We start from the raw sequence: 25,215 nt of genomic DNA on the forward strand, positions 1-25,215 counted from the left end.
TGGCGACCGGTCAGCGAGCCCGGGGTGTCAGGTTAACAAGTAGTGACGGCACGACCGGCAGGGGTCGCGCCGAGAGGCAGGAGGGGCCTACCCGTGTACGACGTGGTGCTGCTCACCCTCGGCTCGGAGCGGGACGCTCCCGGGGCCGGGTGTGGCAGCGGCGGAGCCTGTTGTGGCGGAGCGCCCGAGGCTGCCCCGGACCGCCCGGAACGCTGCGAGACTCCGCGCGTACCGGTGCTGGCCTGCGCGGATGCACTGACCACCCGAGGCGCGCGAGTCGAGACGGTGACCGCCCGCTCGGACGCGGAGATCGACGAGGTGCTGGCCCGACTGGACGCGCCCCCGCGTCCGGACGGGCTCACCTGGCCCGACCCGGACTCCAAGGTCCGTCTCGTGGTGGCAGTCGCCGGTGACGCACAGTTGCGGGCCGTGATACGCCGGCTGGTCCGGCGGTACGCCCCACCGCCGAGTCGTCGTCCGGCCGACCTGGCCGACGGCCGGACCGTGCCGGACCTGCCGCCGGTCGGCGTACTGCCGCTGGACCCGGCCCGCAGCACGACGCACCGGGACCTCGCCGCGCAGCTCGGCCTCCCCCGTGATCCCGCGGCGGTGGCCGCCGCCGTGCTCGACGGCACGCCCCGCCGACTGGACCTGCTGCGCAACGACGGCGGCTCGGTGACGCTGGACGGGGCGCTGCTCGGTGCCGCCGCCGAGGACGGACGCCCGTTGCACTGGCGTGGTCGGGTGGAGGTGGACGACGCGGTGCTCTCGCACGGCGACGACCCGCTGCTGGCCTGCGCGATCGGCAACGCCGCCGGGTACGCCCGGCTCGACGACGTCACCCTGCTCGCCGCGCCCGACCCCACGGACGGGCTGGTCGAGGTGGCGGTGGCGGTCCCGGTGGTGACCCGGTCGCGGCTGGGTCGCCGACGGGTACGCCTGGAGGTGCGCCGGGCCCGGGGCCGGGCGGTGTCCGTGTTGCCCCGGGACGAGGGTGCGCTGCCGTATCTGGACGACGGCGTGGAGGGGCAGTTGACCCGTAAGCGTTCCTGGTGGACCGAGTCGGGCGCCTGGGCGGTCTGGGCCGTCTGACCCCACCCCGCGTCGGCGGCCGAGGTCGGCCGGTGGGCCTATCCTCGGCAGAGGGAATGGGGGAGGAACCGTGGTGGACGAGAACGCCGACCGGGCGCACGTGCCCGGCCAGCAAGGGGTGCCGGAACGGGACATCGAACCACTCTGGCCGCCGGATCAGGTCGAGGGCTTCGGCACGCCCGCATGGGCGACTCCGCCGACGCCGCCCACCGCGCCGTCCGCTCCTGACCGGTCGGCCTACCCGGTGCCGCCGACCGCCGGTCAGCCGGGTCACCTGCCGTCCAGCGGCCAACCGGCCGGGCCGCCCTCGCCCGCCGACTACCCGTCGCTGACCGCCGGTGTCGGCGGCGAGTCGGGTGCGACGCCGGGTCCCGGATGGTCACCCGCGCCGCCCCCCGTCGGTGGCCAGGCGAGTGTGCCGCCGCCCATGGCCAGCGGGCAGGCGAGTGTGCCACCACCCGTGGTCGGCGGACGGGCGAGTGTGCCGCCGCCCACCGGCTGGGCACCCGTGCCGCCGCAGCCGGAGCACGGCCGGGTCGACCTGGACCTGCCGTTCACTCTCGACCGGCCGACCTCGGTCGCGCCCGCGCGCGACGACACGCCCGGCAATGCTGGTGCGACGGCCGTTCCCGGCCCGCATACCGCCACCGACTCCGACCCTGCCGCCGCCGGCGGGCCGGACCTGGACGGCGGACCCGAGGCGGCGACGGCGGAGACCTCGGCGAACGGTGGCGACCACCTCGACGGCGACGGCGACGGCCCGCCGCCGGTTCGGCCGTCGACGGAGTCGCCCTGGGCGCAACCACCACAGCGCACCACCGCCGGCTCGCCGGAGGGCAGCGACCCGTCCGGGATCGTTGACCGTGCGTCACGTCCCGGCTGGGCCACCGGTGTGCAGCCGCTCCCGCCGGTGCCGTCGGCGGCCGGGCCCGGTCGGCCGGTGCCGCCGCAGGCCGGGACGTACCCCGTGCCCGCACCGCAGCACGGCACCCCGGTGCCGCCGCCGCACCGGGACGCGATCCCGACGCCGCATGTCGGCCCGCTCCCCGAGCACCAGGGCACGGCGGGGCCGCCCGTGCCGCAGCACGGCGTACCCATGCCGCCGCCCCAGCCCGGCCTGTTCCCGCCCCAGCCCGGGGCGGTACCGCCGCAACCCGGTGCAGTGCCACCGCAGGCTGGTGCGCTGCCGCCCCAGCCCGGCGCGGTGCCGCCACAGCCGGACCTCTCGGCGTACCCGGCACCGCACCAGGCGGACGGCTCGGGGTACCCGGTGCCGCAGCACCAGGCGGACTCTCCGCCCGGCCCGTTCCCGCCGCAGCCGGCCTGGAACCCGGCACCCTGGCAGCAGGGTGCGCCGCCCCCGACGGCGACACCCCCGGCACCGCAACTGCCCCACCCGGCCGCGAACCCGACGCCCGTCGGCTACCCGGACCCGGCCTGGAACCCGGCCGAGCCGGGCGTCCCGCCGACCGCCGAGGACTTCGCCCGGCGGCGGCAGGTCCGTCCCGCCGACCCGGTCGCCACCATGGGCGTACGGGCGGTGGTGAACCGCACCGGGCTGGTGAAACTGCCGCCCGGCCGGCAGGAGCTGGAACTCAAGCGGGACATCGAGACGGTCCGCCGCAACTTCGGCGGACTCCGGCAGGTGACCGTGGTCAACCCGAAGGGTGGGGCGGGCAAGACCGTCGCCATCCTGCTGCTCGCGATGACGTTCGGTCAGAAGCGCGGCGGGTACGTGCTGGCCTGGGACAACAACGAGACCCAGGGCACCCTCGGCATGCGTGCCCAGCAGGACTTCCACTCGCGTACGGTGCGGGACCTGCTACGCGACCTGGGGCAGTTCCACGGCGCCCACGGGCGGGTCGGTGACCTGTCGCAGTACGTCCGTTCGCAGGGCGAGGGGATGTTCGACGTCCTCGCCTCCGACGAGTCGGCCACCGGCGGCGAAATGCTCACCGCCTCGGCCTTCGGCGAGATCCGTGAGGTGGTCAGCCGCTTCTACAAGCTGATCTTCGTGGACACCGGCAACAACGTCCGGGCCCAGAACTGGCAGGCCGCGATGGACGCCACCGACCAACTGGTGGTCACCATGTCGGCCCGTAACGACTCGGCCGAGACCGCTGCCCGGATGCTCGACCACCTGGAGCAGAGCGGTCGGCAACGGCTGGTCCGGCAGGCGGTCACGGTGGTCTCCATGCCGCCGTCCCGCAAGGAGATCGACCTGCCCGCGATCCAGGAGCACTTCGCCGCGCGTACCCGGGGCGTGCTGCTGGCTCCGTACGAGCGGCTCATCGACACCGGCGAGCCGATCCGGTACGCCCAGCTCTCGTCGGCGACCCGGGACGCCTGGCTCAAGATCGCCGCCTCGGTCGCCGAGGGGCTCTAGACCGCTCCAGACCCCGACCGCGCAGTCTCGGCGGTGGGCGTCACGTCGAACCGCCGGCCCCCGGAGCATCTGCTCCGAGCCGGCGGCTCGGCGGACGGTTCAGTTACTGGCCAGCGCGTCGGCGGCAGCCGGGTCACAGTCGCGGAGGAACTGGGCACAACGGGCGGCCTCGTCCGCCTCACCGATCGCGTCGGCGGCACGGGACAGCACATAGAGGCAGCGCAGGAAGCCCCGGTTCGGCTCGTGCGACCAGGGCACCGGCCCGTGCCCCTTCCAGCCGCTGCGGCGCAACTGGTCGAGTCCCCGGTGGTAACCGGTGCGGGCGTACGCGTACGCGGCGACGACCTGGCCCTCGGCGAGGGCCTTGGCTGCCAACGCGGCCCAGGCGGCGCTGTGCGTCGGGAACCGGGCGGCCACCGCGGCCAACGCCTCGTCGCCGCCGTCCTGCTCGGCCGTGGCCAGCGTGGAGTCGGCCTCGTCGTGTGCGGGCAGGAGCGTGGCCGGGGGCTCCGGCAAGAGGTTCTGCATCGTCCCATTCAACCCGCTTCCGGCCAGAGCCCGCGAGGGGGTCCGGCGAGCCGGCTGACTGAACGGCCGAGAGGTCCGTCACGCCTGCGGCCCATGCCGCCGCCCGGTCCTTTCCACTACAACTAAATGACCGGAGCCTCCCCAGGAACCGGAGTTGCGGGAGCTCGGCCAGGCCGCCGGGCTCCCGCCCCATTGTCTCGTCGGGCCGGGGCCAGCTCGGGCGCGGTTGCGGCAACCGGGCAGGATGGCCGGGTGCCGACCCCACCCCCTGCGGACGTCATCGAGCCGCACACCTGGTTGAACGAGATCCAGACCCGGGCCGAACTCGACCGGCGGCTCGCCGACGGAACCCTGGTCGGGCTGACCGTCCAGGGGCTCCGGCTGGACCTGGACCCGGTCCCCGACCTCAGCGGCATCGAGGTCGCCGGAACCCTCTTCGTCGGCTGCCGCTTCGTCTCCCGGCAGGTCGGCGCCGATCTGGTCCGGCGGGGCGCGAACGTGGTGCCGCCCTTCTCCGGCCTGCCCTACCCGACCCAGCCGCCGCACCTCTACACCCCGGAGGAACTGGCCGCCGGCTTCGCCGAGGGCGGCTTCGAGGCGATGTACGACAGCCGCGTGTACGCGCACTTCCGCGACCACGGCGGGGCGCAGCCCGACGTACGTGAGGCGCTCGGTCAGCGGCTGCACGACCACGGCGTGGACAACGCCTTGGCCGACGCCACCCGGGCCTGGCTGACCACGCACGGGCCGCAGTCCGTGGTCGGGGTGATGGGCGGGCACGCGGTACGCCGGGGCAGCGGGCCGTACCGGACGGCCGCAGTGCTGGGCTGGGAGCTGGCGCGAGCCCACCGCCTGGTGGTGACCGGCGGCGGCCCGGGTGTGATGGAGGCCGCCAACCTGGGCGCGTACCTGTCGACCCGACCAGCCGAGGACCTGACCGCCGCCATCGACCTGCTCGCCACCGCACCCGACTTCACCGACCACGACCGCTACACGGCGGCGGCGCTGCGGGTCCGGGAGCTGTACGGTCGCTCGGTCACGCCACCGGAGGACGGCGCCGAGCCGGCCGTCGCGTACCGGGCCGACTCGGCCGCGCTGACCACCGGCGACCTGGACTGGGCCAACTGCGGCGGGCTGGCCGTGCCGACCTGGCTCTACGGCCACGAACCGGCGAACCTGTTCGCCGGCCGGATCGCCAAGTACTTCTCCAACGCCATCCGCGAGGACACCATCCTGCGGCTGGCCCGGGGCGGGATCGTCTTCGCGCCCGGTCGGGCGGGCACCGTGCAGGAGGTGTTCCAGGCGGCCACCAAGACCTACTACGGCACGGACGGGGCCAGCGGGGCGTACGTGTTCCTGGACCGCGAGTACTGGACGACCGAACTGCCGGTGGAGTCGCTGCTGAAGCCGCTGCTGGCCACGTCACCCTTCGGTGACCTGTCCGGCACCGTGCACCTCACCGACGACGTGCACGAGGCGGTCCGCCTGCTCCTCCGCTCGTCGTCGTGACGGACCTGGGTGCAAGGAAGGGACCCCTGCTATACACCAGGCGTTAGTAGGGGTCCCCTCCTTACACACGAAGCCCAGAAGTACGACGGCGGCCGGCTCCGTGGGAGGAACCGGCCGCCGTCGTCGGCGTCAGGACGTCACTTGGTCATCGTGGTGCCGGTCGAGCGCAGGTGCTCGCAGGCCTCCGCGACCCGGGCGGCCATGCCGGCCTCGGCGGCCTTGCCCCACACCCGCGGGTCGTACAGCTTCTTGTTGCCGACCTCGCCGTCGACCTTGAGTACGCCGTCGTAGTTGCGGAACATGTGGTCCGCCACCGGACGGGAGAAGGTGTACTGGGTGTCGGTGTCGATGTTCATCTTCACCACACCGTAGTCCAGCGACTCGCGGATCTCGGAGAGCAGCGAGCCGGATCCACCGTGGAAGACCAGGCTGAGCGGCTTGTCCTTGCCGTACTTGGCACCGACGGCGTCCTGGATCTGCTTCAGCACCTCGGGCCGCAGCTTGACGTTGCCCGGCTTGTAGACACCGTGCACGTTGCCGAAGGTCAGGGCGGCCATGTAGCGGCCCTTCTCACCCAGGCCGAGCGCCTCGACCATGGCGAGACCGTCCTCGACCGTGGTGTAGAGCTTGTCGTTGATGGCGTTCTCGACGCCGTCCTCTTCACCGCCGACGACGCCGACCTCGATCTCCAGGACGATCTTGCCCTTGGCGGCCTCGGCGAGAAGCTGCTCGGCGATCTCCAGGTTCTCCGCGACCGGCACGGCGGAGCCGTCCCACATGTGCGACTGGAAGAGCGGCTCCTGGCCGTTCTTAACCCGCTCCTGCGAGATGGCCATGAGCGGCCGGACGAACTTGTCCAGCTTGTCCTTCGGGCAGTGGTCGGTGTGCAGCGCGATGTTGACCGGGTACTTCTTGGCCACCTCGTGCGCGTACGCGGCGAACGCCACCGCGCCGGTGACCATGTCCTTCACCGACGGGCCGGAGAGGTACTCGGCGCCACCGGTGGAGACCTGGATGATGCCGTCGCTCTCCGCGTCGGCGAAGCCCTTGAGCGCCGCGTTGAGCGTCTGCGACGACGTCACGTTGATCGCCGGGTACGCGTACCGGCCGGCCTTGGCGCGGTCCAGCATCTCGGCGTAAGCCTCGGGGGAAGCGATGGGCATGTCGAACGCTCCTTACTTGCCGCTGACGGCCGTGCGGCCGCCGCTCTTCTTGCGCCGGCCGATCGGCCGCCTGTCGACGGTCGGCCGGGCAGCCGCGCGAAACTCCGTTGGCGGTCGGCCGGATGGCCGCCTGATCTCCATTGGTGCGCCGGACCGCGCTGTCCTACGCGGGAAGTATCCCGTAGCTGGACCGGCCCGGCACAACCGGCCCGGTGCCGGACGGCTCACCGACGGTCCGCGCGGTCCGGCACCACGACACTGATCAGCCAGGTGGCCACCGCCATCACGATGGCTCCCCAGAAGGCGGGCCAGAAGCCGTCCACGTGGAACGGCAGGCGGAGAGTGCCAGCGATCCAGTCCGTCAGCAGGAACAACAGCGCGTTGACCACCAGCGCGAACAGGCCCAGGGTCAACAGATAGAAGACGCAGCCCACCACCTTGATCAACGGCTTGAGCACCGCGTTGACCACGCCGAAGATCAGCGCCACGATCAACAGGGTGAACACGGTGTCGTAGCCGGTCCGCCCGGTCACCTCGACCCCGGGCACGATCAGAGTGGTGATCCACAGCGCGACGGCGGTCGTCACCAGCCGGATGAGGAAGCCCACGGGACCATCCTGGCATCGGGGCGAGCCGCCGGTGGGGCGATTCGCCCGACTGGGCCGTACCCCCCGCGTACCCTTCGCCCCGCCGGCTGGCGTGCCGGTTCCCAGCGCGACACCGGCACAGCCCGTACCGTGGAGCGGGTACCGTCCACCGACATCCCGGAGGCACCGATGGGCCAGCCCGGCGAGGACTTCGCCCCCGGCGACCACCTCACCGCTGACGAACGCGACCTGGAGGCCGAGCCGGCCGACGCGGTCGAGCAGGCCACGGTGGTCAACCCTGCGGAGGTCGAGGACGAACCGCACCGCGGCCTGGAGGTCGACGACTGGGACGCCATGGAGCAGGCCCGGGTGGTAGCCCCCGACGAAGACGACTACCGCTGACCCTCCCGCACTTCCCCTCCCCCGAGACTCCCCACCACCCAGCAGCCCACCCTGCAAGCTCCCCCTGAGCAGCACGACCCCCCTCGTCCTCCGACGGCGAGGGCGCACGTCAGGTTTCCGGGGAGCCCCACCCGCGCAGGGATCAAGCCTGACCGCCCGGAGCGGGTGGGGCTCCCCGGAAACCCCCACCGCAACCACCCCTAACAGAAAACCAAACAGCGCAAGATCGACGAACCTGGCACGATGAGCCGCGTGCTGCTCACCCTGACCACGACGCACCACCCCGCGACCGACCTGGGGCATCTGCTGGTCAAGCACCCCGACCGGACGCACGCCTTCGACGTGCCCGTCGGCACCGCGCACGTCTTCTATCCCGAGGCCGACGAGCGGCGCTGCACCGCCGCGCTGCTGCTCGACGTCGACCCGACGAAGCTGGCCGCGCAGGGCCGGGGCCGCGGCCGGCACTCGGCCACCGCGCCGGAGACCTTCACCCTCGGGCGGTACGTCAACGACCGACAGTACGCCGCGTCCAGCCTGCTCGCCTCGGCGCTGTCGCGGGTGTTCCGGTCGGCCCTGCGCGGCGAGTCGCGGGACCGCCCGGAGTTGGCCGGTACGGCCATCCCGCTGGAGGTACGGGTGCCGGTGCTGCGCTGCCGGGGCGGCGCCGACGTGGCCGTACGCCTCTTCGCTCCGCTCGGTTGGAACGTCACCGCCAACACCCTTCCGCTCGACGAGGAGTTCCCGGAGTGGGGCGACAGCCGGTACGTCGACCTGACCCTCACCGGCACGCTGCGGGTGGCCGACGCGCTCAACCACCTGTACGTCCTGCTGCCCGTGCTGGACGACGCGAAGCACTACTGGGTGGCCCCGGACGAGGTCGACAAGCTGCTGCGGGCGGGTGCGGGCTGGCTCGCTGAGCACCCGGAGCGGGCGCTGATAATCCGCCGTTATCTGGCGCACCAGCGGGCGCTGGCCGGTGCGGCGTTGGAGCGGCTGGCCGCCCAGCGGCCCGCCGACGAGCCGGCGGTGGACGACGACGCGGACGAGATGTCTGCCCACCGTGCCGGGAACCGGGCGTCGTTGGCCGCGCGACGCCGGACGGCGGTGCACGCCGCACTGGTGGAGTCGGGGGCGCATCGGGTGCTGGACCTGGGCTGTGGCGGCGGCGCGTTGCTGGCCACGTTGATCGGGGACCGCCGGTTCACCGAGATCGTCGGCACCGACGTCTCCGCCCAGGCGCTCGCGTCGGCCGCCCGGCGGCTGCGGCTGGACCGGCTCCCGGAGCGTCAGCGTGACCGGGTCGTGTTGCGGCAGTCCGCGTTGACCTACCGGGACGACCGGCTGCGCGGGTACGACGCGGCGGTGCTGATGGAGGTGGTCGAGCACGTCGATCCGTCTCGGTTGCCGGCGCTGGAGGACAGCGTGTTCGGGTACGCCCGACCGGCGACGGTCGTGGTGACCACGCCGAACGTCGAGCACAACGTGCGGTATGAGGGGCTGCCGCCGGGTACCTTCCGGCATCCCGACCACCGCTTCGAGTGGTCCCGTGCCGAGTTCGCCGAGTGGGTACGCCGAGTCTGCGCGACGTACGGCTACACGGCTGCCTCGTCCGGCGTCGGCGACGACGACCCGGAGGTGGGCGCACCCACTCAACTCGCCGTGTTCACCCGGATCTGACTGTTAATAAGGGGCCCTTGCTCTACCGGAGGCGTTAATAAGGTGCCCTTCCTTACCACCGAGCAGGAGTGGTGATGAGCGTCCTGGACATTCCCGAGCTGGCCCTGGTGGCGCTCGTCGGAGTCTCCGGCTCCGGCAAGTCCACGTTCGCCGGCCGGCACTTCGCGCCCAGCCAGGTGCTCTCCTCGGACGCGTTCCGGGCGATGGTCGCCGACGACGAGAACGACCAGTCGGCCTCCGCCGACGCCTTCGACGCGCTGCACTACGTGGCCGCCAAGCGGCTGCGCGCCGGTCGGCTCACCGTGGTCGACGCCACCAACCTCCAGCCGCACGCCCGAGCCGCCCTGGTCCGGGTCGCCCGGGAACACGACGTGCTGCCGGTGGCGATCGTGCTGGACGTGCCGGAGGCGCTGGCCTGGGAGCGTACCGAGGCGCGCAGCGACCGCACCTTCGGTCGGCAGGTACTCGCCCGGATGTCCCGCGACCTGCGTCGCAGTTACGGCCAGTTGGCCCGGGAGGGCTTCCGCAAGGTGCACGTCCTGCGCGGGACCGACGAGATCGACCGCGCCGAGATCCGGTACGAGCGGATGTTCAACGACCGGCGCGAGCTGACCGGGCCGTTCGACATCGTCGGTGACGTGCACGGCTGCCGGGCCGAACTGGAGACGCTGCTGCTCCGGCTGGGCTGGCGGCTGCACCACGACGAGGCGGGCCGCGCGGTGGACGCGACCCACCCGTCGGGGCGTACCGCCGTGTTCGTCGGTGACCTGGTGGACCGCGGCCCGGACTCGCCCGGGGTGCTCCGTCTGGTGATGGGGATGGTCGCGGCCGGGCACGCGCTCTGCGTACCCGGCAACCACGAGCAGAAGCTGCTGCGCAAGCTGCGCGGACGCAACGTGAAGGTGGCGCACGGGCTGGCCGAGACGCTGGACCAGTTGGCGGCCGAGCCGGCGGAGTTCACCGCCGAGGTGGCCACCTTCGTCGACGGGCTGGTCAGCCACTACCTGCTCGACGGCGGCCGGCTGGTGGTCGCGCACGCCGGGCTCAAGGAGGAGTACCAGGGCCGGGCCTCCGGCCGGGTACGCGCCTTCGCGCTCTACGGCGAGACCACCGGTGAGACCGACGAGTACGGCCTGCCGGTGCGCTACCCGTGGGCTCGCGAGTACCGGGGTGCCGCCACGGTCATCTACGGCCACACCCCCACCCCCGAGCCGGAGTGGATCAACAACACCATCTGCGTCGATACCGGGTGCGTCTTCGGCGGGCGGTTGACCGCCCTGCGCTACCCGGAGCGCGAGCTGGTCTCGGTGCCGGCGGAACGCGAGTGGTACGCGCCGGTGCGCCCGCTCGTCGCCGCCCCGTCCCGCCCGGACGCGGTGCTGGAGCTGACCGACGTGGCCGGGCGGCGGCACGTGGAGCACAAGTACGGCTCGTTGACGGTGCCGGCGGAGAACGCCGCCGCCGCGTTGGAGGTGATGAGCCGCTTCGCGGTCGACCCGCGCTGGCTGGTCTGGTTGCCGCCGACCATGGCGCCGAGCTCGACGTCCCGTCTGGACGGCTACCTGGAACACCCGACGGAGGCGTTCGCCGACTACCGGGCGGCCGGGGTGGACCGGGTGGTCTGCGAGGAGAAGCACATGGGCTCCCGCGCGGTGGTGCTGGTCTGCCGGGAGCCGGACGGCGGCCCGTTCGGGCCGGGCGGCGGGATGGTGCACACCCGCACCGGACGACCGTTCTTCGGCGGCCCGCTGGACACCGAGCTACTCGACCGGGTCCGCGCGGCGGTGACCGCCGCCGGGCTGTGGGCGGAGTTGGAGACCGACTGGCTGTTGCTCGACTGTGAGCTGCTGCCCTGGTCGGCCAAGGCGGGTGGCCTGATCCGGGAGCAGTACGCCGGGGTGGGTGCCGCCGGCCGGGCCGCCCTGCCGGCGACACTGGCCGCGGTGGACGCCGCCGCCGCGCGCGGGCTGGACGTGACCGCGCTGCGCGAACGGACCGCCCGCCGCCTGGACGACGTGCTCGCCTACACGTCCGCCTACCGGGCGTACGTGGGGCCGACCGACGGACTGCGCGGGGTGACGCTGGCTCCGTTCGCGGTGCTGGCCGGCGGTTCTGCCGGGTACGCCGACCGCGACCACGGTTGGCACCTGGCCCAGGCCGACCGACTCTGCGCGGCGGACCCGGAGTTCTTCACCCCGACCCGACGCCAGGTGGTCGACCTCGGCGACGCGGACGCGGTCCAGGCCGCGACCCGCTGGTGGCTGGAGCTGACCGAGGCCGGCGGCGAGGGCATGGTGGTCAAGCCGTACGCCGGTCCGGCGGCCCGCAGCGAGCGGGGCTCGCTGCTCCAGCCGGGCATCAAGTGCCGGGGACGGGAGTACCTGCGGATCATCTACGGTCCCGGCTACACCGAGCCGGCAGAGTTGGCCGCGCTGCGCAAGCGGTCCCTGGGACGCAAACGCGGGATGGCGCTGCGGGAGCACGGGCTCGGACTGGCCGCGTTGGACGCGTTGGTCGACGGCGCTCCGCTGTGGCGTCGGCACGAGTTGGTTTTCGCGATCCTGGCATGCGAGTCCGAGCCGGTGGACCCCCGCCTCTGACGCCACCAGGGCATGGCTCGCGACCCCGGTAACCTGGGCGGCCGTGGCGGGCGCCATCCAGGCGACCGGGCGAGCGAGGCAGGAGACCGATTCTTAATGGCATTGGGCGAACGGGTAGGCCATGTCCTGCGCGGTGGGGCCATCGGCGTGGCGGAGGCCGTGCCGGGGGTCAGCGGTGGCACCATCGCGCTGGTCACCGGGGTGTACGAGCGGCTGATCGTGTCCGCCGGCCACGTGGTGAACGCCGTCCGGTACGCGGCGTCGGACGTACCTCGGGGGCGTGGCTGGGCGCGGGCGGGACACCAGATGCGGCAGGCCCACTGGGACGTGGTGATCCCGTTGATGATCGGGATGGTGCCCGGCCTGCTGCTCGCCGCGAAGCTGCTGGAGCCGTTGCTGGCCGAGTACCCCGAACACACCCGTGGTCTCTTCCTCGGCCTGGTGCTCGCCTCGGTGCTGGTGCCGGTCTCGATGGTCGGCAAACCGTGGCGCGCCCGGGAGGTGGTCGGCCTGGTGATCGCCGCAGCGGCCGCGTTCATGCTCACCGGCCTGCCACAGGCCACCCTCGAACCACGCCCGATGATCCTGCTGATCGCGGCGGCGGTGGCGGTCTGCGCGCTGGTGATGCCCGGCGTCTCCGGATCGTTCCTGCTGCTCACCGTCGGTCTCTACGAACCGACCATCGCCGCCCTCAACGACCGGGACTGGGGCTACCTGGCGATCTTCGCCTCCGGCATGGTCATCGGCCTGTCGCTCTTCGTCAAGCTGCTCCAGTGGCTGCTGGACAAGCATCGCCGGATGACTCTCGCGGTGATGTCCGGCGCGCTGATCGGCAGCCTGCGCTCGCTGTGGCCATGGCAGTCCGAGGACCGGACCCTGCAGGCGCCCGGTGACGGCATCCTGGCCATCACCGCGCTGTTCCTGCTGGGCTTCGCCGTGGTCCTGGCCATGGTGATCGCCGAACGGCGCCGGGTGAACCGGGCCGCCCAGGCGCTCACCGAGGCGTACGAGCCGACGCAGGTGCGCTGACGTCCACCGCTTGGTGGCTGCCCGGCTGGGCGGCCACCAAGCGGTTTCGGTTCAGCGAGCCTTCTTGGTGGCCCGCTTCCGCGGCGGAGTCAGCAGGTCGGCGATCGTCGCGATCGCGCTCGGGACCAGCCGGTAGTAGGCCCACACACCGCGCTTCTCCCGCTCCAGCAAGCCGGCCTCGGTGAGGATACGCAGGTGGTGGCTGACGGTCGGCTGGGAGAGTCCGAGCGGTGCGGTCAAGTCGCACACGCACGCCTCACCCTCGGGCGCCGACTGGATCAGGCTGAGCAGCCGCAGCCGGGCGGGGTCGGCAAGGGCCTTGAGGACCCCTGCCAGCCGCTCGGCGTCGGCGCGTTCGATCGGCTCGCCGGCAAGCGGCGAGATCTGAGGCATAGTCATTTCGGCCAACGCAGTTCCCACGTATTCCATCCTTCCACCAGCAGCATCGATCCGGCTGCATATCAGCAGATCCGAATCGGCAGACTTTTACGCCACAAGGCCGAGGTCAGCCAACGTATAGGCCGCCCGATAGGGCAGTCCGGCGGCTCGCACCGCGTCGCCGGCGCCACGATCAACGATAACCGCCACCCCCACCACGTCGGCCCCGGCCTCGCGAAGGGCCTCGACGGCGGTCATCACACTTCCGCCGGTGGTGGAGGTGTCCTCCACCGCCAGCACCCGACGTCCGGTCACGTCGGGGCCTTCGATTCGGCGTTGCAATCCGTGCGCCTTGCCCGCTTTCCGCACCACGAACGCGTCCAACGGACGGCCGGTCGCGTGCAGCATCGACATGGCGATCGGATCGGCGCCCAATGTCAGGCCACCGACCGCGTCGTACGACCAGTCGGCGGTCAACTCCCGCATCACCCGACCGACCAAGGGGGCCGCCCGGTTATGGAGCGTGATGCGACGCAAATCGACGTACCAGTCAGCCTCCTGCCCGGAGGAGAGCACTACCCGGCCGTGGACCACAGCCAGGTCGGAGATGAATTTACGCAGGTCGTCGTGGTCCCCCATGGCGATAGAGGGTACTGCGCAAGTCTGTGTGCCGGGTGGACGGGCCACCCCGGGCAACCCTTCCGGGGGACAGATGAGTGGCGATGTCCGACTACGCTACGTCGATCAGCGGTTCGGATCGAGTGATGTCGCGCTCGCCGCCGCCGCACCGGTCGACCACGCGTGGCGGTCAACCGCGATCGCGGCCGATGCGCCCACGGGTGTCCCGGGCGACCCGGTCGAGCAATCCGCGTGGGGCGTGCCGCAGACCGGCGACGGCCAGTTTGTATTTCCACGATGGAACGCTGACCAACTTGCCTTTTCGCAGGTCACGCAAGGCTTCCTCGACCACGTCGGGCGCGGCGAGCCACAACCACTCGGGAGTTTTCGACATGTCGATGCCGGCTCGCTGGTGAAATTCGGTCCGGGTGTAGCCGGGACAGAGCGCCATCACACGTACGCCGAAGGGGCGGGCGGACTGGCCGACGGACTCGCTGAAGTTCGTGACCCACGCCTTGCTGGCGGAGTACGTCGATCCCGGCATGATCGCACCGAAACCAGCGACGGAAGAGACATTAATCACTGCCCCATCTCGCCGTTCGGTCATGTTACGCAGCGCAGCGAGTGTCAATCGCATCACCGCGTGCACGTTGAGCCGGAGCAGTCGGGTCTCGTCCTCAAGGCTCGACCTGAGGAACGGCTTGTTCAGACTGATCCCCGCGTTGTTGACCAGAAGCCCCACCGGCGGGGCGGCGGCGAGCCGTCGCTCCACCTCGGCGCAGCCGTCGTCGGTGGACAGGTCGGCCGGCACGGTCTCGGTCTCGACGCCGTACCGGCCGGTCAGCTCGGCGGCCTGCGCGGCGAGTCGCTCAGCGTCCCGGGCGACCAGCACCAGGTGCCATCCGTCGGAGGCGAGCCGATCGGCGAAGGCCGCTCCGATCCCCGCCGTCGCGCCGGTGATCAACGCCCATCGCTCGCTGCTCGACTGGTCGGGCGTCACTGGTCTGCTCACCTCGGCGGGTACGGGGACGATGGCGGCGCCCCGGGCGGCGGATAGGTCTGGTGCGGCACGACCGGCGGCGGATACGCGGACGGCTGGTGGTGCACGGGTGGGTACGACGGCGGCTGGGGGTGGTGCGGGGGCACCGGGCGGCGACGGAACCAGGCGTGGGCGGACGGCATCGCCAGCAGTACGGCTACCACAAGGTAACCGAGCACCTGCGCGACTGAAAGAGTCGTGGTGATCGGAATCCACCACGACGGGTAGGCGTCCGATACCAGGGCGACGAGTTCGGCGGCGGCCTGGTCGTCGCCGAAGTCCAGGGGGGTGGCGCGTTGGACCAGGAGGGTTCCGATGCCGCAGCAACCGAGGAGCATCCCGAGCCCGGCGACCACCCAGGTGGAGACCCGGGCGGCGGGCCGACCGCCGATCAGGCCCACCGCGAGACCGGCGAGGAGCAGGGCCGCGAGCACGCTCAGCACGGCGGCCCCGACCACCACCCCCCGCAGCAGGGTCACCATCGCGTCGACCTGGGCGGAGTCGGCCGACGTACCCACGGCCGCCGCGCGGAACCGGGACACGGTGCCACCGACGATGCTCAGGCCGGCCACGGCGTACCCGAGCGCACCCACCGCCATCACCGCCAGCACCACCACGGCCGTCACGACCACGGCCGGCCGGCGCGGCGACGCCTGTTCGGGGTACGACACGACGAGTCCCTCCGGTAGGTGTTCGGGTTGCAACCTACTCGGAGGGACCGTCGCAGTCGCGCCTAACTCACCGGCGGTCAGTTCGGCCGGTCGGTCGGCGGCTGATCGCCGGGGTGTCCCGGACCGCCGGACTGCGGAGGCTGCGTACCAGGGCCACCGGCGGGCGGCTGACCGGGAGTGGGCGGGTAGCCCGGGTCGGCCGACTGCGGCGAAGCACCCGGGTAGCCGGGCGCCTGCGGGTAACCGGGCTGGTTCGGGTAGTTGCCGCCGGGCATGGGCGGCTCCCACTGCTGGGTCGGCTTGCGGAAGAACTCGTTCGCCTTCGGCAGCGCCAGCAGGATCAGCGCGGCCAGCAGCGCGAGCAGGCTGATCACACCGAGCAGGAGACTGACCGGGGTGACCCAGCCGGGCAGTGCCTCCTCCATCCGGCGCTGGACCTCGTCGGCGCTCGGCATGTCGCCGCTGGTCTCGCCACCGGGCATGCTCATGCCGCCGGCCAGCCCGCTGAGCAGGCTGAAACCGGTGCAGCAGAGCATGATGCCGCCGACGACCCAGGTGGCGATCCGGGCACCGTTCTTTCCGCGCAGGTTCAGCAGGCCGAGGCCGAACAACGCGAGCGCCACGACGAGCAGGAAGATGGCGGTGGCGACGCCGAAGACGACGGCGACGTCGGCGAGGTTCTCCGCTCCTTCGACACTGGTGCCGCGGTACGCCTCGTCCATCACGTCACGGACCGTGCCGATCGTGGCCAGCGTGACGACCACACTGATCAGTTGGCAGATCGCGAAGAGCAACAGCAAGTAGGTGGATATCGTCACCACACCCGGCCGCTGCCGGACCGGGGTGTTCTGCGGGTCGACCATCTTTCTCCCTCCGTGGAACGCGACTCACCGTATCGGCTGCTGGCCAACCCGGCACGGCACGACGCCGTCTGGGCGGGCGCGTCGGCTCAGGAGCGGTGTACCCAGATCCGTCCTCGGTGATGTCGTCGTAGGTCGCTGTCGAGCTGAACCGGATCCGCTCTCACGAGCCGCGCCCCTGCGGGTACACGGTCACGTCGCCCGGATCCAACCGGTGGCCGAGGGCGACCTCCCAGCCCGACTCGCCGTACGCCTCGAAGGTGAGCCGCGCTCCGCCCGGTGCCCGATAGTCGTGGTAGCGCACGGTCCCGCTCGGGGCGAGTCCGGTCACACCGGTCGCGGTGTATCGGGCCTGGCCGGACTCGTGCCAGACGTACCGTCGCCCGGCGGCGTCGACCGCCGGGGCCCCGACGGTCCGCACCCTGCCCGGCTGGGGCTCCCAGAGCACCAGTTCGAACTCCGGGTTCTCGGCCACCGACAGCCGGTACCGCCCGCTGTCGTCGTCGAGCAGGTGCTCGGCCCAGCTCCACTCGCCCTCGACCAACCGGATCGATCCGCGCACCACGTACGACAGGTCACCGATCTCGACGATGTCGCCGACCTCGATGCGACGCGGATCGGTCCTCGGCCCGCCGGTGGCACGCCGGCCGGGCCCGGCCGTCGGCCGACGCTGGCCCCGCCGCCGCGCCACGACCGCGACGACGGCCAGCGCGGCCAGCAGACACCCGAGCGCGATCACCAGGTACGCCGTCACGTCGTCCACCCGTCACCTCCCCAGGTACGTCGGTGACGACGGTATCCGTGACCGGCGCGGGTGGAGTCGTCGCCGGCCGACTATCGCCCGTTCCCGCCCGAATCCGGAGCCGATCGGTCGCCCCGGCCACCGTCGCCCCGGCCACCGTCGCCTCGGTCACCGTCGGCCCGGTCAGCGTCACCCGGGTCAGCGGCCGAGGATTCGGCCTGCTCACCCGACGGCGCAGGTTGTCCGTCCGACAACGCGGACTGTTCGCCTGCCGGTGCGGGCCGATCGGCCTGCGGCTCCGACGGGGCGGCCGGCTCGGCTTCCGGGACCGGATAGCCCGGAGGCACGGGATAGCCCGTGGGGACCGGATAGCCCGGAGGCACCGGATAGCCCGGAGGCACCGGATAGCCCGGAGGCACGACGTAGCCGGTCGGGACGGGACCGCCGAACGGCGCGGGCTGGCCGGGCGGAACCGGGAAGCCGGGCGGCACCGGATAACCAGGTGCGGGATAACCAGGTGCGGGATAGCCAGGTGCGGGATAGCCGGGTGCCGGATACCCGGGTGCGAGGTAGGGCGTCGGGAGGGGGTAGGTGGCGAGGTAGGCGTTCGGGATGTCGCCTCCGGCGGTCAGTGGCACGGCCGCCTCGGGCTTCGGCACGAACCAACGGTTGGCCGGCGGAATCGTCAACAGCAGCACGACCACCACGGTGAGGGCCAGCACCGTCAGCACACCGAGACCCGCCAGCGGGAAGAACACCATCTCGAAGGTGCGCGGCTCGCCGTACAGCACCTCGAAGAACTCCGACTCCTGCCAGAACTCGTCGTCCGGCGGTGGGGCCTCCCCGACATCGACCGCCCCGGTGGCGGCGAACGCGATGAACGGGACGAAGAAGATGCCGGCGCACGCCTGGAAGAAGCAGAGCAGCAGCTCGGCACCGCTGGCCGCGAAGACCATCACCCGGGCGACGTTGCTGCCCCGGCGGACGCCGACGGCGGTCAGCGCCATCCAGAGTCCCAGGGCCAGGGCGGGGAGGCCGAAGACCAGCGACATGCTGATGCTGCTGACCCGCTCGGCGCGTACCTCGTCGGGGTCGGCGTTCGGCACCTGACGTGCCGCCCGGTCGATCGCGGCATCCCATTGGAACGCCTCGACGACCACCAGCGCCACGAGTCCGAAGAGGATCAGCGCGATGGTGAGCTGCAACCAGAAGGCCGCGGTGACGGTACCGGGGCGAGGCGGGCGAGGCGGAGGAGGTACGGCGGCCGAATCCTCGGCGGTCGCAGTCATGGCACGGAGCGTAGGAGGACCGGACAAGATCCGGCAGCACCGATCGGACGGAGCCGACCGTCCGTCAGATCACGAATCGTCGAGTCGTCGGGCGGCGTACTCGCCGACCGTGGTGCGGTCCAGCACGCAACCGACGGCGGTGTCCACCTCCGCCGGGTCGGAACTCAGCCTGGTCCAGGCCGTCCGTCCGGCCGCCGGGTCGAGCTGTTCGAGCAGCGTGGCGGCGTACACCCGGGCCGCCGGGGAGCCGGTGGTGAGCAGGCGGTCGAGCTGCTCGCGTACCTCGTCGGGGTGGTCCGCCGCGATCGCCGCGACGCGCTGGTAGGCCTCGGTCTCCGGCAGCGTCGCGCCCGCGATCCCGACCCCGCCGAACGCGACGCGACCGGCCTCGGCGAGCGCCGTGACGGCAGCGGTCAACTCCGGGTCCTTCTTGCGCCCGATCCCGAACATGCCTCCATCCTCACCCGGCCGGCCCGCCGCCGCCCGCTGAGGCGGGGCGGCGGCGGAGGTCCGACGTCGTGGGTACGGGTCAGGCGGCGCTCACCGACAGGCCGTCCTTGGCGGCGGCGAGTTCCACCCGCACCGTGTCGCCGTCGCGGATCTGGCCGGCGAGCAGCGCCTTCGCGAGCTGGTCACCGATCGCCGACTGAACCAGTCGACGCAGCGGCCGGGCACCGTAGATCGGGTCGTACCCGTGCTCGGCGAGCCAGCCCCGCGCCGCGTCGGTGACGTCCAGCGAGAGCCGGCGGTCGGCCAGTCGCTTGCGCAGGCGGGCCAACTGGATGTCCACGATGGAGCGCAGGTCGTCGCCCTGGAGTGCGGCGAAGACCACGATGTCGTCGAGCCGGTTGAGGAACTCCGGCTTGAAGTGCGAACGGACCACCGCGAGGACGCCCTCCCGGCGCTGCTCCTCGGCGAGGGTCAGGTCGCTGATCACCGCCGACCCGAGGTTCGAGGTGAGGATCAGGATCGCGTTGCGGAAGTCGACGGTACGACCCTGACCGTCGGTGAGCCGGCCGTCGTCGAGCACCTGGAGCAGGATGTCGAAGACGTCCGGGTGAGCCTTCTCCACCTCGTCGAGCAGGATCACCGAGTACGGCCGGCGACGTACCGCCTCGGTGAGCTGACCGCCCTCCTCATAGCCGACATAGCCGGGCGGAGCGCCGACCAGACGGGCCACCGAGTGCTTCTCGCCGTACTCGCTCATGTCGATGCGGACCATCGCCCGCTCGTCGTCGAAGAGGAACTCGGCGAGCGCCTTGGCCAGCTCGGTCTTGCCCACACCCGTCGGGCCGAGGAAGAGGAAGCTGCCGGTCGGGCGGTCCGGGTCGGCGACACCGGCACGGGCCCGGCGTACCGCGTCGGAGACCGCGCCGACCGCCTCGGCCTGGCCGACGACGCGCTCGCGCAGCGACTCCTCCATCCGGAGCAGCTTGGCGGTCTCGCCCTCCAACAGTCGACCGGCGGGGATGCCGGTCCAGGAGGCGACGACCGCGGCGATGTCGTCCGCGCCGACCTCCTCCTTGAGCATCGCGCCTGCGGACTGCAACCGGGCCAGTTCCTCCTCGGCCTTCGTCAGCTCGGTCTGGAGGGAGGGGATGCGCCCGTAACGCAGCTCGGCGGCGCGTTCCAGCTCGCCGTCACGCTCGGCCCGCTCGGCCTCGCCACCCAACCGCTCCAGCTCCTCCTTGGCGGTGGAGAGCTTGGTGATGTGGCTCTTTTCCAGGTGCCAGCGCTCGGAGAGCACGGTGAGCTGCTCACGCTTGTCTGCCAGCTCCTTGCGCAGCCGTTCCAGGCGCTCGGCGGAGGCGGCGTCCGGCTCCTTGGCCAGCGCCATCTCCTCGATCTCCAGCCGGCGTACCGCCCGCTCGATCTCGTCCACCTCGACCGGCCGGGAGTCGATCTCCATCCGGAGCCGGGACGCCGACTCGTCGACCAGGTCGATCGCCTTGTCCGGCAGGAACCGGTCGGTGATGTACCGGTCGGAGAGCGCGGCGGCGGCGACCAGGGCGGCGTCGGTGATGCGTACGCCGTGGTGGACCTCGTAGCGCTCCTTGAGCCCCCGCAGGATGCCGATGGTGTCCTCGACGGTGGGTTCGCCGACCAGCACCGGCTGGAAGCGTCGCTCCAGGGCCGGGTCCTTCTCGATGTGCTCGCGGTACTCGTCCAGCGTGGTCGCGCCGACCATGCGCAGCTCGCCCCGGGCCAGCATCGGCTTGAGCATGTTGCCGGCGTCCATCGAGCCCTCGCCCTTGCCCGCGCCGACCACCGTGTGCAACTCGTCGAGGAACGTGATGACCTGCCCGTCGGAGTTCTTGATCTCCTCCAGGACGGACCTGAGGCGTTCCTCGAACTGACCCCGGTACTGCGCACCGGCGACCATCGCACCGAGGTCGAGCGAGACGAGCTTCTTGTCCCGCAGCGACTCGGGTACGTCACCGGCGACGATCCGCTGGGCCAGGCCCTCGACGATGGCGGTCTTGCCGACACCGGGTTCGCCGATCAGCACCGGGTTGTTCTTGGTACGCCGGGACAGCACCTGGATCACCCGGCGGATCTCGGAGTCCCGTCCGATCACCGGGTCGATCTTGCCGTCCCGCGCGCTCGAGGTCAGGTCGACGCCGTACTTGGCCAGCGCCTGGTAGGTCTGCTCCGGGTCGGCGGTGGTGACCCGACGGTCCCCGCCGCGCACGGTCGGGAACGCGGCGACCAGCGTCTCCTCGGTGGCACCGGCGGACTTGAGCGCACCCGAGACGGCGCCTCCGACCCGGGCCAGCCCGGCCAGCAGGTGTTCGGTGGAGGTGTACTCGTCGCCGAGCGGCCGGGCGATCTGCTCGGCGGCGCCGATGGCGTTGACGAACTCGCGGGCCAGGGTGGGCTCCGCGATGCTGGAGCCGCGCGCGGCGGGCAGCGCGTCGACCGCCCGCTGTGCGGCCCGGCGCAGCTCGGCGGGGTCGGCCCCGACGGCGCGCAGCAGGCCGGCAGCGGTCGAACCCTCGGTGTCCAGCAGCGACAGCAGCAGGTGCCACGGCTCCACGGTGGCGTGGCCGCGCTGGTTGGCCAGGGCGACGGCGCCGGTGATGGTCTCGCGGCTCTTGGTGGTGAGGCGTTCGGTGTTCATGGGCTCCCCTGGATCGGTGTGTCCACTGGTACCGACAGAACCAGAGTTGAGCCTATTCCACTCAACCTCAGAGGTGTGACATCCGCCACTCCGCCCCATTCGCGAGCCCTGCGGAACTACCCAAAGAAACTAATAATCTGCATATCGGGGCAGAACTTTATGTAGTTTGCCGGGCCTCCTCAGTCAGTTGGCCGACCGGGCACGCGTCGCCAACCTCCGCACTCGCAGCGAACAGGAACTCGCCGGCTACCGAGACGCCCAGGACTACCTGTTCCAACGGTCGTGGCAGCCACTGAACTCGGGACTTCTGCTGCACCTGCACAGGCTGCTGTTCGCGCACACCCCCGCTGAGGGAGGCCGGTTCAAAGACGAGGACAACCTGGTCGTGGACAGGGCTGCCAGCGGCGAACTGACGGTCCGGTTCCGGCCGGTCCGCGCCTCGGACACGCCGTTCTTCGTCGCCGAACTGATCGACCGCTACCTGGCAGAGATCGCCGGGCAGCGGCATCACCCCGTACTCCTGGTCGGGCTCTTCGCTCTCGATCTTCTGGTGGTCCATCCGTTCGAAGACGGCAACGGCAGGGTGACCCGAGCCCTCACCAACGCCCTACTCATGGACGTGGGCTACTCGGTGCCCAGGTACGTCAGCCTGGAGCAGCAGATCGCCACGAGTGCGGACACCTACTACCAGACACTGCTGGAGCCGTGCCCTTCCCGGCGTCAGTGATCCGACGATCCGCGTCACCCTGGATCGCCTACGGCAAGAGGGCGCGATCGCGTCGGAGGGCCTGGGTAGGGCTGCCTCATGGCGACGCCTGACCTCCTGAACCGCCGCCGCTGGTCAACGTCTGCCGGGAGCCCTGTCGAGCTGAACCGTCTGTGCTGTCAACGCGGCAGCCGGGTCGTGCAGGGGCTGCGATGTTCCGAGTAGAACCCGAGCGATTACTCGACGCGGGTCACTCCGTCTCGATGATCACTGCTGTCCAGGTGCGGTCGCCGGCATGGCCGGTGCCGAGCAGGACGGACTGCGGACCAGTGGCGACGAGAGTGTTGTCGGGGAGCATCCGCAGGTGATGTTCGTTGGTCAGCGGCCAGGGCAGGTCGACGTACCCACTGCCGATCAGCGCACCGGCGCCCCGTGGACCGACGACCGCAGCCACTCCGAAACCCAACGGGACGACCTGCCCCGTCTCCGGGTGTCCCTCGGCAGGCATCCTCTCCCAGACGGGACCATGCCGCCACACTGCCGGAAACCCGGTGCGATCGGGCCGCTCGCCGACCAGCCACAGCTCACTCTGTACGCGCACCACTCGGAGCACACCCACTGCACCGTCGAACTTCACCGAGGTCGGCCGCCAACTCCGTCCCTCGTCCATGGATATCGCGACGTGCGGCCGGCCGTCGTCGTCGGCTCCGGCTGCCACCACCGGCCCCGAGTTTTCCTTACTGTTGAACTGCCAGTCAGTTTCCACCATCGATTGCACCACCGGCAGCTTCGGCTGGACAGGCAGCGGGCGGAGTGTGCGTCCCGTCCAGCGGCCCACCTTTCCCGAGCTCTCGATGAGCTGGAAGCGCCCCTGGGCCGCCTGCCACTCCCGGGGCGGGGCCTCACCGGGGGTGTGCCGGAAGGTGTCTCCGCGATCGGTGGACGTCCACCATCCCACCTGCGGGGCGTGCAGGGCCAGGATCCCTTCGGCGGTGTAGAGCTGCTGGACGTCGCCGTCCCGCTGCTGGGTGGTGTCCGGCTGCGGGTGGCGCAGTTGCTGCCAGGAGCGGCCACCGTCCCGGGTCGACCAGAGCAGGGGCGGGCAGTCCGGAGCGGGCGTCTGGTCGTCGCAGGCGGCGAAGAGGGCGTATCCGTTCTCGGCGTCGACGAACTCGATCTGCGGTTGGGCGTACCGCTGCGGGACGGCCAGGCGGGTGGTGCGAGTCTCCGCGACCGGCGCCGGAACGGCGGTGACCTGCGGCGGTTCGGGGGCGGGGGCGCTGCGTCGGATGTCGCCGATCGAGCATCCCGCCAGCAGCGTGAACAGCGGGAGAACTGCCAGGCAACGAGTTCGTCGGGCAGTCATGCGGCCTCCGTCGCGAGAGTAGCCTGAGCCCGTGCGAGCACGCGTCGAGCAGACCGCTCAACCGGGCACCGGCGTACGCCACGACATGATGACGGAATACGGCCGCCCGCTGGGGGCACTCTCCCGCCGGGACGTCCTCGGCGCGTCCCGGTCGTCCGCCGTGCGCTCACCGGTCGGCTGAGCCTCGGATGCACGACTTCACCAACCTGCTCATCCAGGTCGGCGCGCTGCTGTTCCTGCTCGGGCTGCTCGGTCGGCTCGGCCGACGGATCGGGCTCTCCCCGATCCCGCTCTACCTGCTGGCCGGTCTGGTCCTCGGCCACGGCGGCGTGCTGGAGTTGCACGCCAGCGAGGAGTTCTTCGCGATCGGTGCGGAGATCGGCGTGATCCTGCTGCTGCTGATGCTCGGCCTGGAGTACTCCGCCGACGAACTGGTCGGCAACCTGCGGGCGGCGGCACCGGCAGGGGTGCTCGACGCGGTGCTCAACGCGCTGCCGGGTGCCGCGTTCGCGCTGCTGCTGGGGTGGGGCTGGGTGGCGGCGGTGGTGCTCGGCGGGATCACCTGGATCTCGTCCTCCGGCGTGATCGCCAAGATCCTGTCGGACCTGGGCCGGCTCGGCAACCGGGAGACGCCGGTGGTCCTGTCGGTGCTGGTGGTCGAGGACCTCGCGATGGCGTTCTATCTGCCACTGGTGACCGCGTTGCTGGCCGGGGTCGGGCTGGTCAAGGGTGGGGTCGCGCTCGGCGTCGCGGTGCTGACGGTGGTCGTCGTGCTGGTGGTGGCGCTCCGATACGGGGATCTCGTCTCCCGGGCCATGTCCGCCGACCACCCCGAGTCGCTGCTGCTGGGCGTGCTCGGGCTGACCCTGCTGGTCGCCGGGGTCGCCGCGAAGCTCCAGGTGTCGGCGGCGGTCGGCGCCTTCCTGGTCGGCATCGCGCTCTCCGGGCCGGTGGCCCACCACGCCACCGAGTTGCTGACGCCGTTGCGCGACCTGTTCGCCGCTGTCTTCTTCGTCTTCTTCGGGCTCGCCACCGACCCTCGGCACATTCCGCCGGTGCTGCTGCCCGCAGTCCTGCTCGCCCTGGTCACCATCGCCACCAAGACGCTGACCGGCTACCTGGCCGCGAGACGGGTCGGCATCACCGAGCCGGGACGCTGGCGGGCCGGGTTGACCCTCGTGCCCCGAGGGGAGTTCTCCATCGTCATCGCCGGCCTCGCGGTGAGCGCTGGCACCGTTTCGCCGAAACTGGCCGCTTTGGCCGCCACGTACGTATTGATCACGGTGGTGACCGGTCCGGTGCTGGCCCGACTGCCCGATGCCGCCTGGTTCAAGCGCTGGTCGCGGCGGCGGGCGGCGACGCAGCAAGCCGGGGCGGCAACGCCGGATCGACCATGACCGGTAACGATGCCTTGACTGAAAGTGATCGCAGGCCGTCCGGGCCACCCCAGCC

At 71.6% G+C, this 25,215-nt stretch carries 23 protein-coding genes; 10 read left to right on the plus strand and 13 right to left on the minus strand.

The features are described 5' to 3' along the window. Positions 1–93 precede the first annotated feature (93 nt). Positions 94–1,092: a diacylglycerol kinase family protein gene (locus ACZ31C_RS03540; protein ID WP_465794014.1), complete on the plus strand. Its 999-nt coding sequence runs from the start codon at positions 94–96 to the stop codon at positions 1,090–1,092. 427 nt (positions 1,093–1,519) lie between these two features. Further along, positions 1,520–3,478, plus strand: a complete 1,959-nt coding sequence (locus ACZ31C_RS03545) for a MinD/ParA family ATP-binding protein (RefSeq protein WP_465794356.1) — start codon at positions 1,520–1,522, stop codon at positions 3,476–3,478. A gap of 99 nt (positions 3,479–3,577) precedes the next feature. Here ACZ31C_RS03545 and ACZ31C_RS03550 read toward each other — a convergent pair whose 3' ends face one another. Next, positions 3,578–4,006 carry a DUF3151 domain-containing protein gene (locus tag ACZ31C_RS03550; protein WP_396744127.1) on the minus strand — a complete coding sequence of 143 codons (429 nt, stop codon included), beginning with the start codon at positions 4,004–4,006 and terminating at the stop codon, positions 3,578–3,580. Positions 4,007–4,258: 252 nt separating this feature from the next. Between ACZ31C_RS03550 and ACZ31C_RS03555 the strand changes: the two genes are divergently transcribed. Continuing rightward, positions 4,259–5,515: an LOG family protein gene (locus tag ACZ31C_RS03555; protein WP_465794015.1), complete on the plus strand. Its 1,257-nt coding sequence runs from the start codon at positions 4,259–4,261 to the stop codon at positions 5,513–5,515. A 137-nt stretch (positions 5,516–5,652) separates the two neighbouring features. Here the strand turns inward: ACZ31C_RS03555 and fbaA are convergent, their stop codons facing one another. Beyond that, positions 5,653–6,678, minus strand: a complete 1,026-nt coding sequence (gene fbaA / locus ACZ31C_RS03560; RefSeq protein ID WP_350697607.1) for a class II fructose-bisphosphate aldolase — start codon at positions 6,676–6,678, stop codon at positions 5,653–5,655. Positions 6,679–6,902: 224 nt separating this feature from the next. Beyond that, positions 6,903–7,286 carry a phage holin family protein gene (locus tag ACZ31C_RS03565; RefSeq protein ID WP_350697608.1) on the minus strand — a complete coding sequence of 128 codons (384 nt, stop codon included), beginning with the start codon at positions 7,284–7,286 and terminating at the stop codon, positions 6,903–6,905. A gap of 168 nt (positions 7,287–7,454) precedes the next feature. On the opposite strand from ACZ31C_RS03565, the gene ACZ31C_RS03570 reads away from it, so the two are divergent. The 4 genes from ACZ31C_RS03570 (at position 7,455) to ACZ31C_RS03585 (ending at position 12,973) form a co-directional block, all read left to right on the plus strand. Next, positions 7,455–7,667, plus strand: a complete 213-nt coding sequence (locus ACZ31C_RS03570) for a hypothetical protein (protein ID WP_449944203.1) — start codon at positions 7,455–7,457, stop codon at positions 7,665–7,667. A gap of 252 nt (positions 7,668–7,919) precedes the next feature. Next, positions 7,920–9,344 carry a 3' terminal RNA ribose 2'-O-methyltransferase Hen1 gene (locus ACZ31C_RS03575; protein ID WP_465794357.1) on the plus strand — a complete coding sequence of 475 codons (1,425 nt, stop codon included), beginning with the start codon at positions 7,920–7,922 and terminating at the stop codon, positions 9,342–9,344. A 74-nt stretch (positions 9,345–9,418) separates the two neighbouring features. Continuing rightward, positions 9,419–11,944, plus strand: coding sequence for a polynucleotide kinase-phosphatase (locus ACZ31C_RS03580; RefSeq protein ID WP_465794016.1), 2,526 nt, complete (start codon positions 9,419–9,421; stop codon positions 11,942–11,944). A 96-nt stretch (positions 11,945–12,040) separates the two neighbouring features. Next, positions 12,041–12,973, plus strand: a complete 933-nt coding sequence (locus ACZ31C_RS03585; RefSeq protein ID WP_465794017.1) for a DUF368 domain-containing protein — start codon at positions 12,041–12,043, stop codon at positions 12,971–12,973. A 51-nt stretch (positions 12,974–13,024) separates the two neighbouring features. On the opposite strand, the gene ACZ31C_RS03590 is transcribed toward ACZ31C_RS03585, so the two are convergent. From ACZ31C_RS03590 to clpB, 9 genes are all read right to left on the minus strand, one after another. After that, positions 13,025–13,402 (minus strand): ArsR/SmtB family transcription factor, encoded by a 378-nt coding sequence (locus ACZ31C_RS03590; RefSeq protein ID WP_007454255.1) that lies wholly within the window; start codon positions 13,400–13,402, stop codon positions 13,025–13,027. A gap of 57 nt (positions 13,403–13,459) precedes the next feature. Further along, the gene (locus ACZ31C_RS03595; protein WP_131055681.1) at positions 13,460–13,990 is read right to left on the minus strand and encodes an orotate phosphoribosyltransferase; all 531 of its coding nucleotides are present in this window, start codon (positions 13,988–13,990) and stop codon (positions 13,460–13,462) included. A 169-nt stretch (positions 13,991–14,159) separates the two neighbouring features. Continuing rightward, the gene (locus tag ACZ31C_RS03600; protein ID WP_465794358.1) at positions 14,160–14,969 is read right to left on the minus strand and encodes an SDR family NAD(P)-dependent oxidoreductase; all 810 of its coding nucleotides are present in this window, start codon (positions 14,967–14,969) and stop codon (positions 14,160–14,162) included. Between the two features lie 8 nt (positions 14,970–14,977). Further along, positions 14,978–15,679, minus strand: coding sequence for a hypothetical protein (locus ACZ31C_RS03605; RefSeq protein ID WP_465794018.1), 702 nt, complete (start codon positions 15,677–15,679; stop codon positions 14,978–14,980). 77 nt (positions 15,680–15,756) lie between these two features. Next, complete coding sequence (locus tag ACZ31C_RS03610) at positions 15,757–16,542, minus strand: hypothetical protein (protein WP_465794019.1); 786 nt, start codon at positions 16,540–16,542, stop codon at positions 15,757–15,759. A 160-nt stretch (positions 16,543–16,702) separates the two neighbouring features. Continuing rightward, positions 16,703–17,302, minus strand: a complete 600-nt coding sequence (locus tag ACZ31C_RS03615) for a DUF4178 domain-containing protein (RefSeq protein ID WP_465794020.1) — start codon at positions 17,300–17,302, stop codon at positions 16,703–16,705. 71 nt (positions 17,303–17,373) lie between these two features. Beyond that, positions 17,374–18,570, minus strand: coding sequence for a hypothetical protein (locus ACZ31C_RS03620; protein ID WP_465794021.1), 1,197 nt, complete (start codon positions 18,568–18,570; stop codon positions 17,374–17,376). A gap of 69 nt (positions 18,571–18,639) precedes the next feature. Beyond that, a complete protein-coding gene (locus tag ACZ31C_RS03625) occupies positions 18,640–19,020 on the minus strand; it encodes a hypothetical protein (RefSeq protein WP_465794022.1) in 381 nt (126 codons plus the stop codon). Positions 19,021–19,099: 79 nt separating this feature from the next. Then, a complete protein-coding gene (gene clpB / locus ACZ31C_RS03630) occupies positions 19,100–21,691 on the minus strand; it encodes an ATP-dependent chaperone ClpB (RefSeq protein WP_465794023.1) in 2,592 nt (863 codons plus the stop codon). A 166-nt stretch (positions 21,692–21,857) separates the two neighbouring features. Between clpB and ACZ31C_RS03635 the strand changes: the two genes are divergently transcribed. Then, positions 21,858–22,418: a Fic family protein gene (locus tag ACZ31C_RS03635; protein WP_465794024.1), complete on the plus strand. Its 561-nt coding sequence runs from the start codon at positions 21,858–21,860 to the stop codon at positions 22,416–22,418. Positions 22,419–22,647: 229 nt separating this feature from the next. Here the strand turns inward: ACZ31C_RS03635 and ACZ31C_RS03640 are convergent, their stop codons facing one another. After that, positions 22,648–23,763 (minus strand): hypothetical protein, encoded by a 1,116-nt coding sequence (locus tag ACZ31C_RS03640; protein ID WP_465794025.1) that lies wholly within the window; start codon positions 23,761–23,763, stop codon positions 22,648–22,650. Positions 23,764–23,794: 31 nt separating this feature from the next. On the opposite strand from ACZ31C_RS03640, the gene ACZ31C_RS03645 reads away from it, so the two are divergent. Both ACZ31C_RS03645 and ACZ31C_RS03650 read left to right on the plus strand, forming a co-directional pair. Next, complete coding sequence (locus tag ACZ31C_RS03645) at positions 23,795–23,944, plus strand: hypothetical protein (protein ID WP_465794026.1); 150 nt, start codon at positions 23,795–23,797, stop codon at positions 23,942–23,944. Between the two features lie 7 nt (positions 23,945–23,951). Then, entirely contained in the window at positions 23,952–25,160 is a 1,209-nt protein-coding gene (locus ACZ31C_RS03650) for a cation:proton antiporter (RefSeq protein WP_465794027.1), read from the plus strand. Positions 25,161–25,215: the final 55 nt, after the last annotated feature.

The organism is Micromonospora sp. NPDC023869, from assembly GCF_055559695.1.

What these genes read in the sequence shown, in the direction of transcription:
- ACZ31C_RS03545 (WP_465794356.1), top strand. Translation starts at nt 1,520, where the DNA reads ATGGCCAGCGGGCAGGCGAGTGTGCCACCACCCGTGGTCGGCGGACGG.
- ACZ31C_RS03550 (WP_396744127.1), bottom strand. Translation starts at nt 4,006, where the DNA reads ATGCAGAACCTCTTGCCGGAGCCCCCGGCCACGCTCCTGCCCGCACAC.
- fbaA (WP_350697607.1), bottom strand. Translation starts at nt 6,678, where the DNA reads ATGCCCATCGCTTCCCCCGAGGCTTACGCCGAGATGCTGGACCGCGCC.
- ACZ31C_RS03570 (WP_449944203.1), top strand. Translation starts at nt 7,455, where the DNA reads ATGGGCCAGCCCGGCGAGGACTTCGCCCCCGGCGACCACCTCACCGCT.
- ACZ31C_RS03580 (WP_465794016.1), top strand. Translation starts at nt 9,419, where the DNA reads ATGAGCGTCCTGGACATTCCCGAGCTGGCCCTGGTGGCGCTCGTCGGA.
- ACZ31C_RS03585 (WP_465794017.1), top strand. Translation starts at nt 12,041, where the DNA reads ATGGCATTGGGCGAACGGGTAGGCCATGTCCTGCGCGGTGGGGCCATC.
- ACZ31C_RS03590 (WP_007454255.1), bottom strand. Translation starts at nt 13,402, where the DNA reads ATGGAATACGTGGGAACTGCGTTGGCCGAAATGACTATGCCTCAGATC.
- ACZ31C_RS03595 (WP_131055681.1), bottom strand. Translation starts at nt 13,990, where the DNA reads ATGGGGGACCACGACGACCTGCGTAAATTCATCTCCGACCTGGCTGTG.
- ACZ31C_RS03610 (WP_465794019.1), bottom strand. Translation starts at nt 16,542, where the DNA reads ATGGTCGACCCGCAGAACACCCCGGTCCGGCAGCGGCCGGGTGTGGTG.
- ACZ31C_RS03620 (WP_465794021.1), bottom strand. Translation starts at nt 18,570, where the DNA reads ATGACTGCGACCGCCGAGGATTCGGCCGCCGTACCTCCTCCGCCTCGC.
- ACZ31C_RS03625 (WP_465794022.1), bottom strand. Translation starts at nt 19,020, where the DNA reads ATGTTCGGGATCGGGCGCAAGAAGGACCCGGAGTTGACCGCTGCCGTC.
- clpB (WP_465794023.1), bottom strand. Translation starts at nt 21,691, where the DNA reads ATGAACACCGAACGCCTCACCACCAAGAGCCGCGAGACCATCACCGGC.
- ACZ31C_RS03640 (WP_465794025.1), bottom strand. Translation starts at nt 23,763, where the DNA reads ATGACTGCCCGACGAACTCGTTGCCTGGCAGTTCTCCCGCTGTTCACG.
- ACZ31C_RS03650 (WP_465794027.1), top strand. Translation starts at nt 23,952, where the DNA reads ATGCACGACTTCACCAACCTGCTCATCCAGGTCGGCGCGCTGCTGTTC.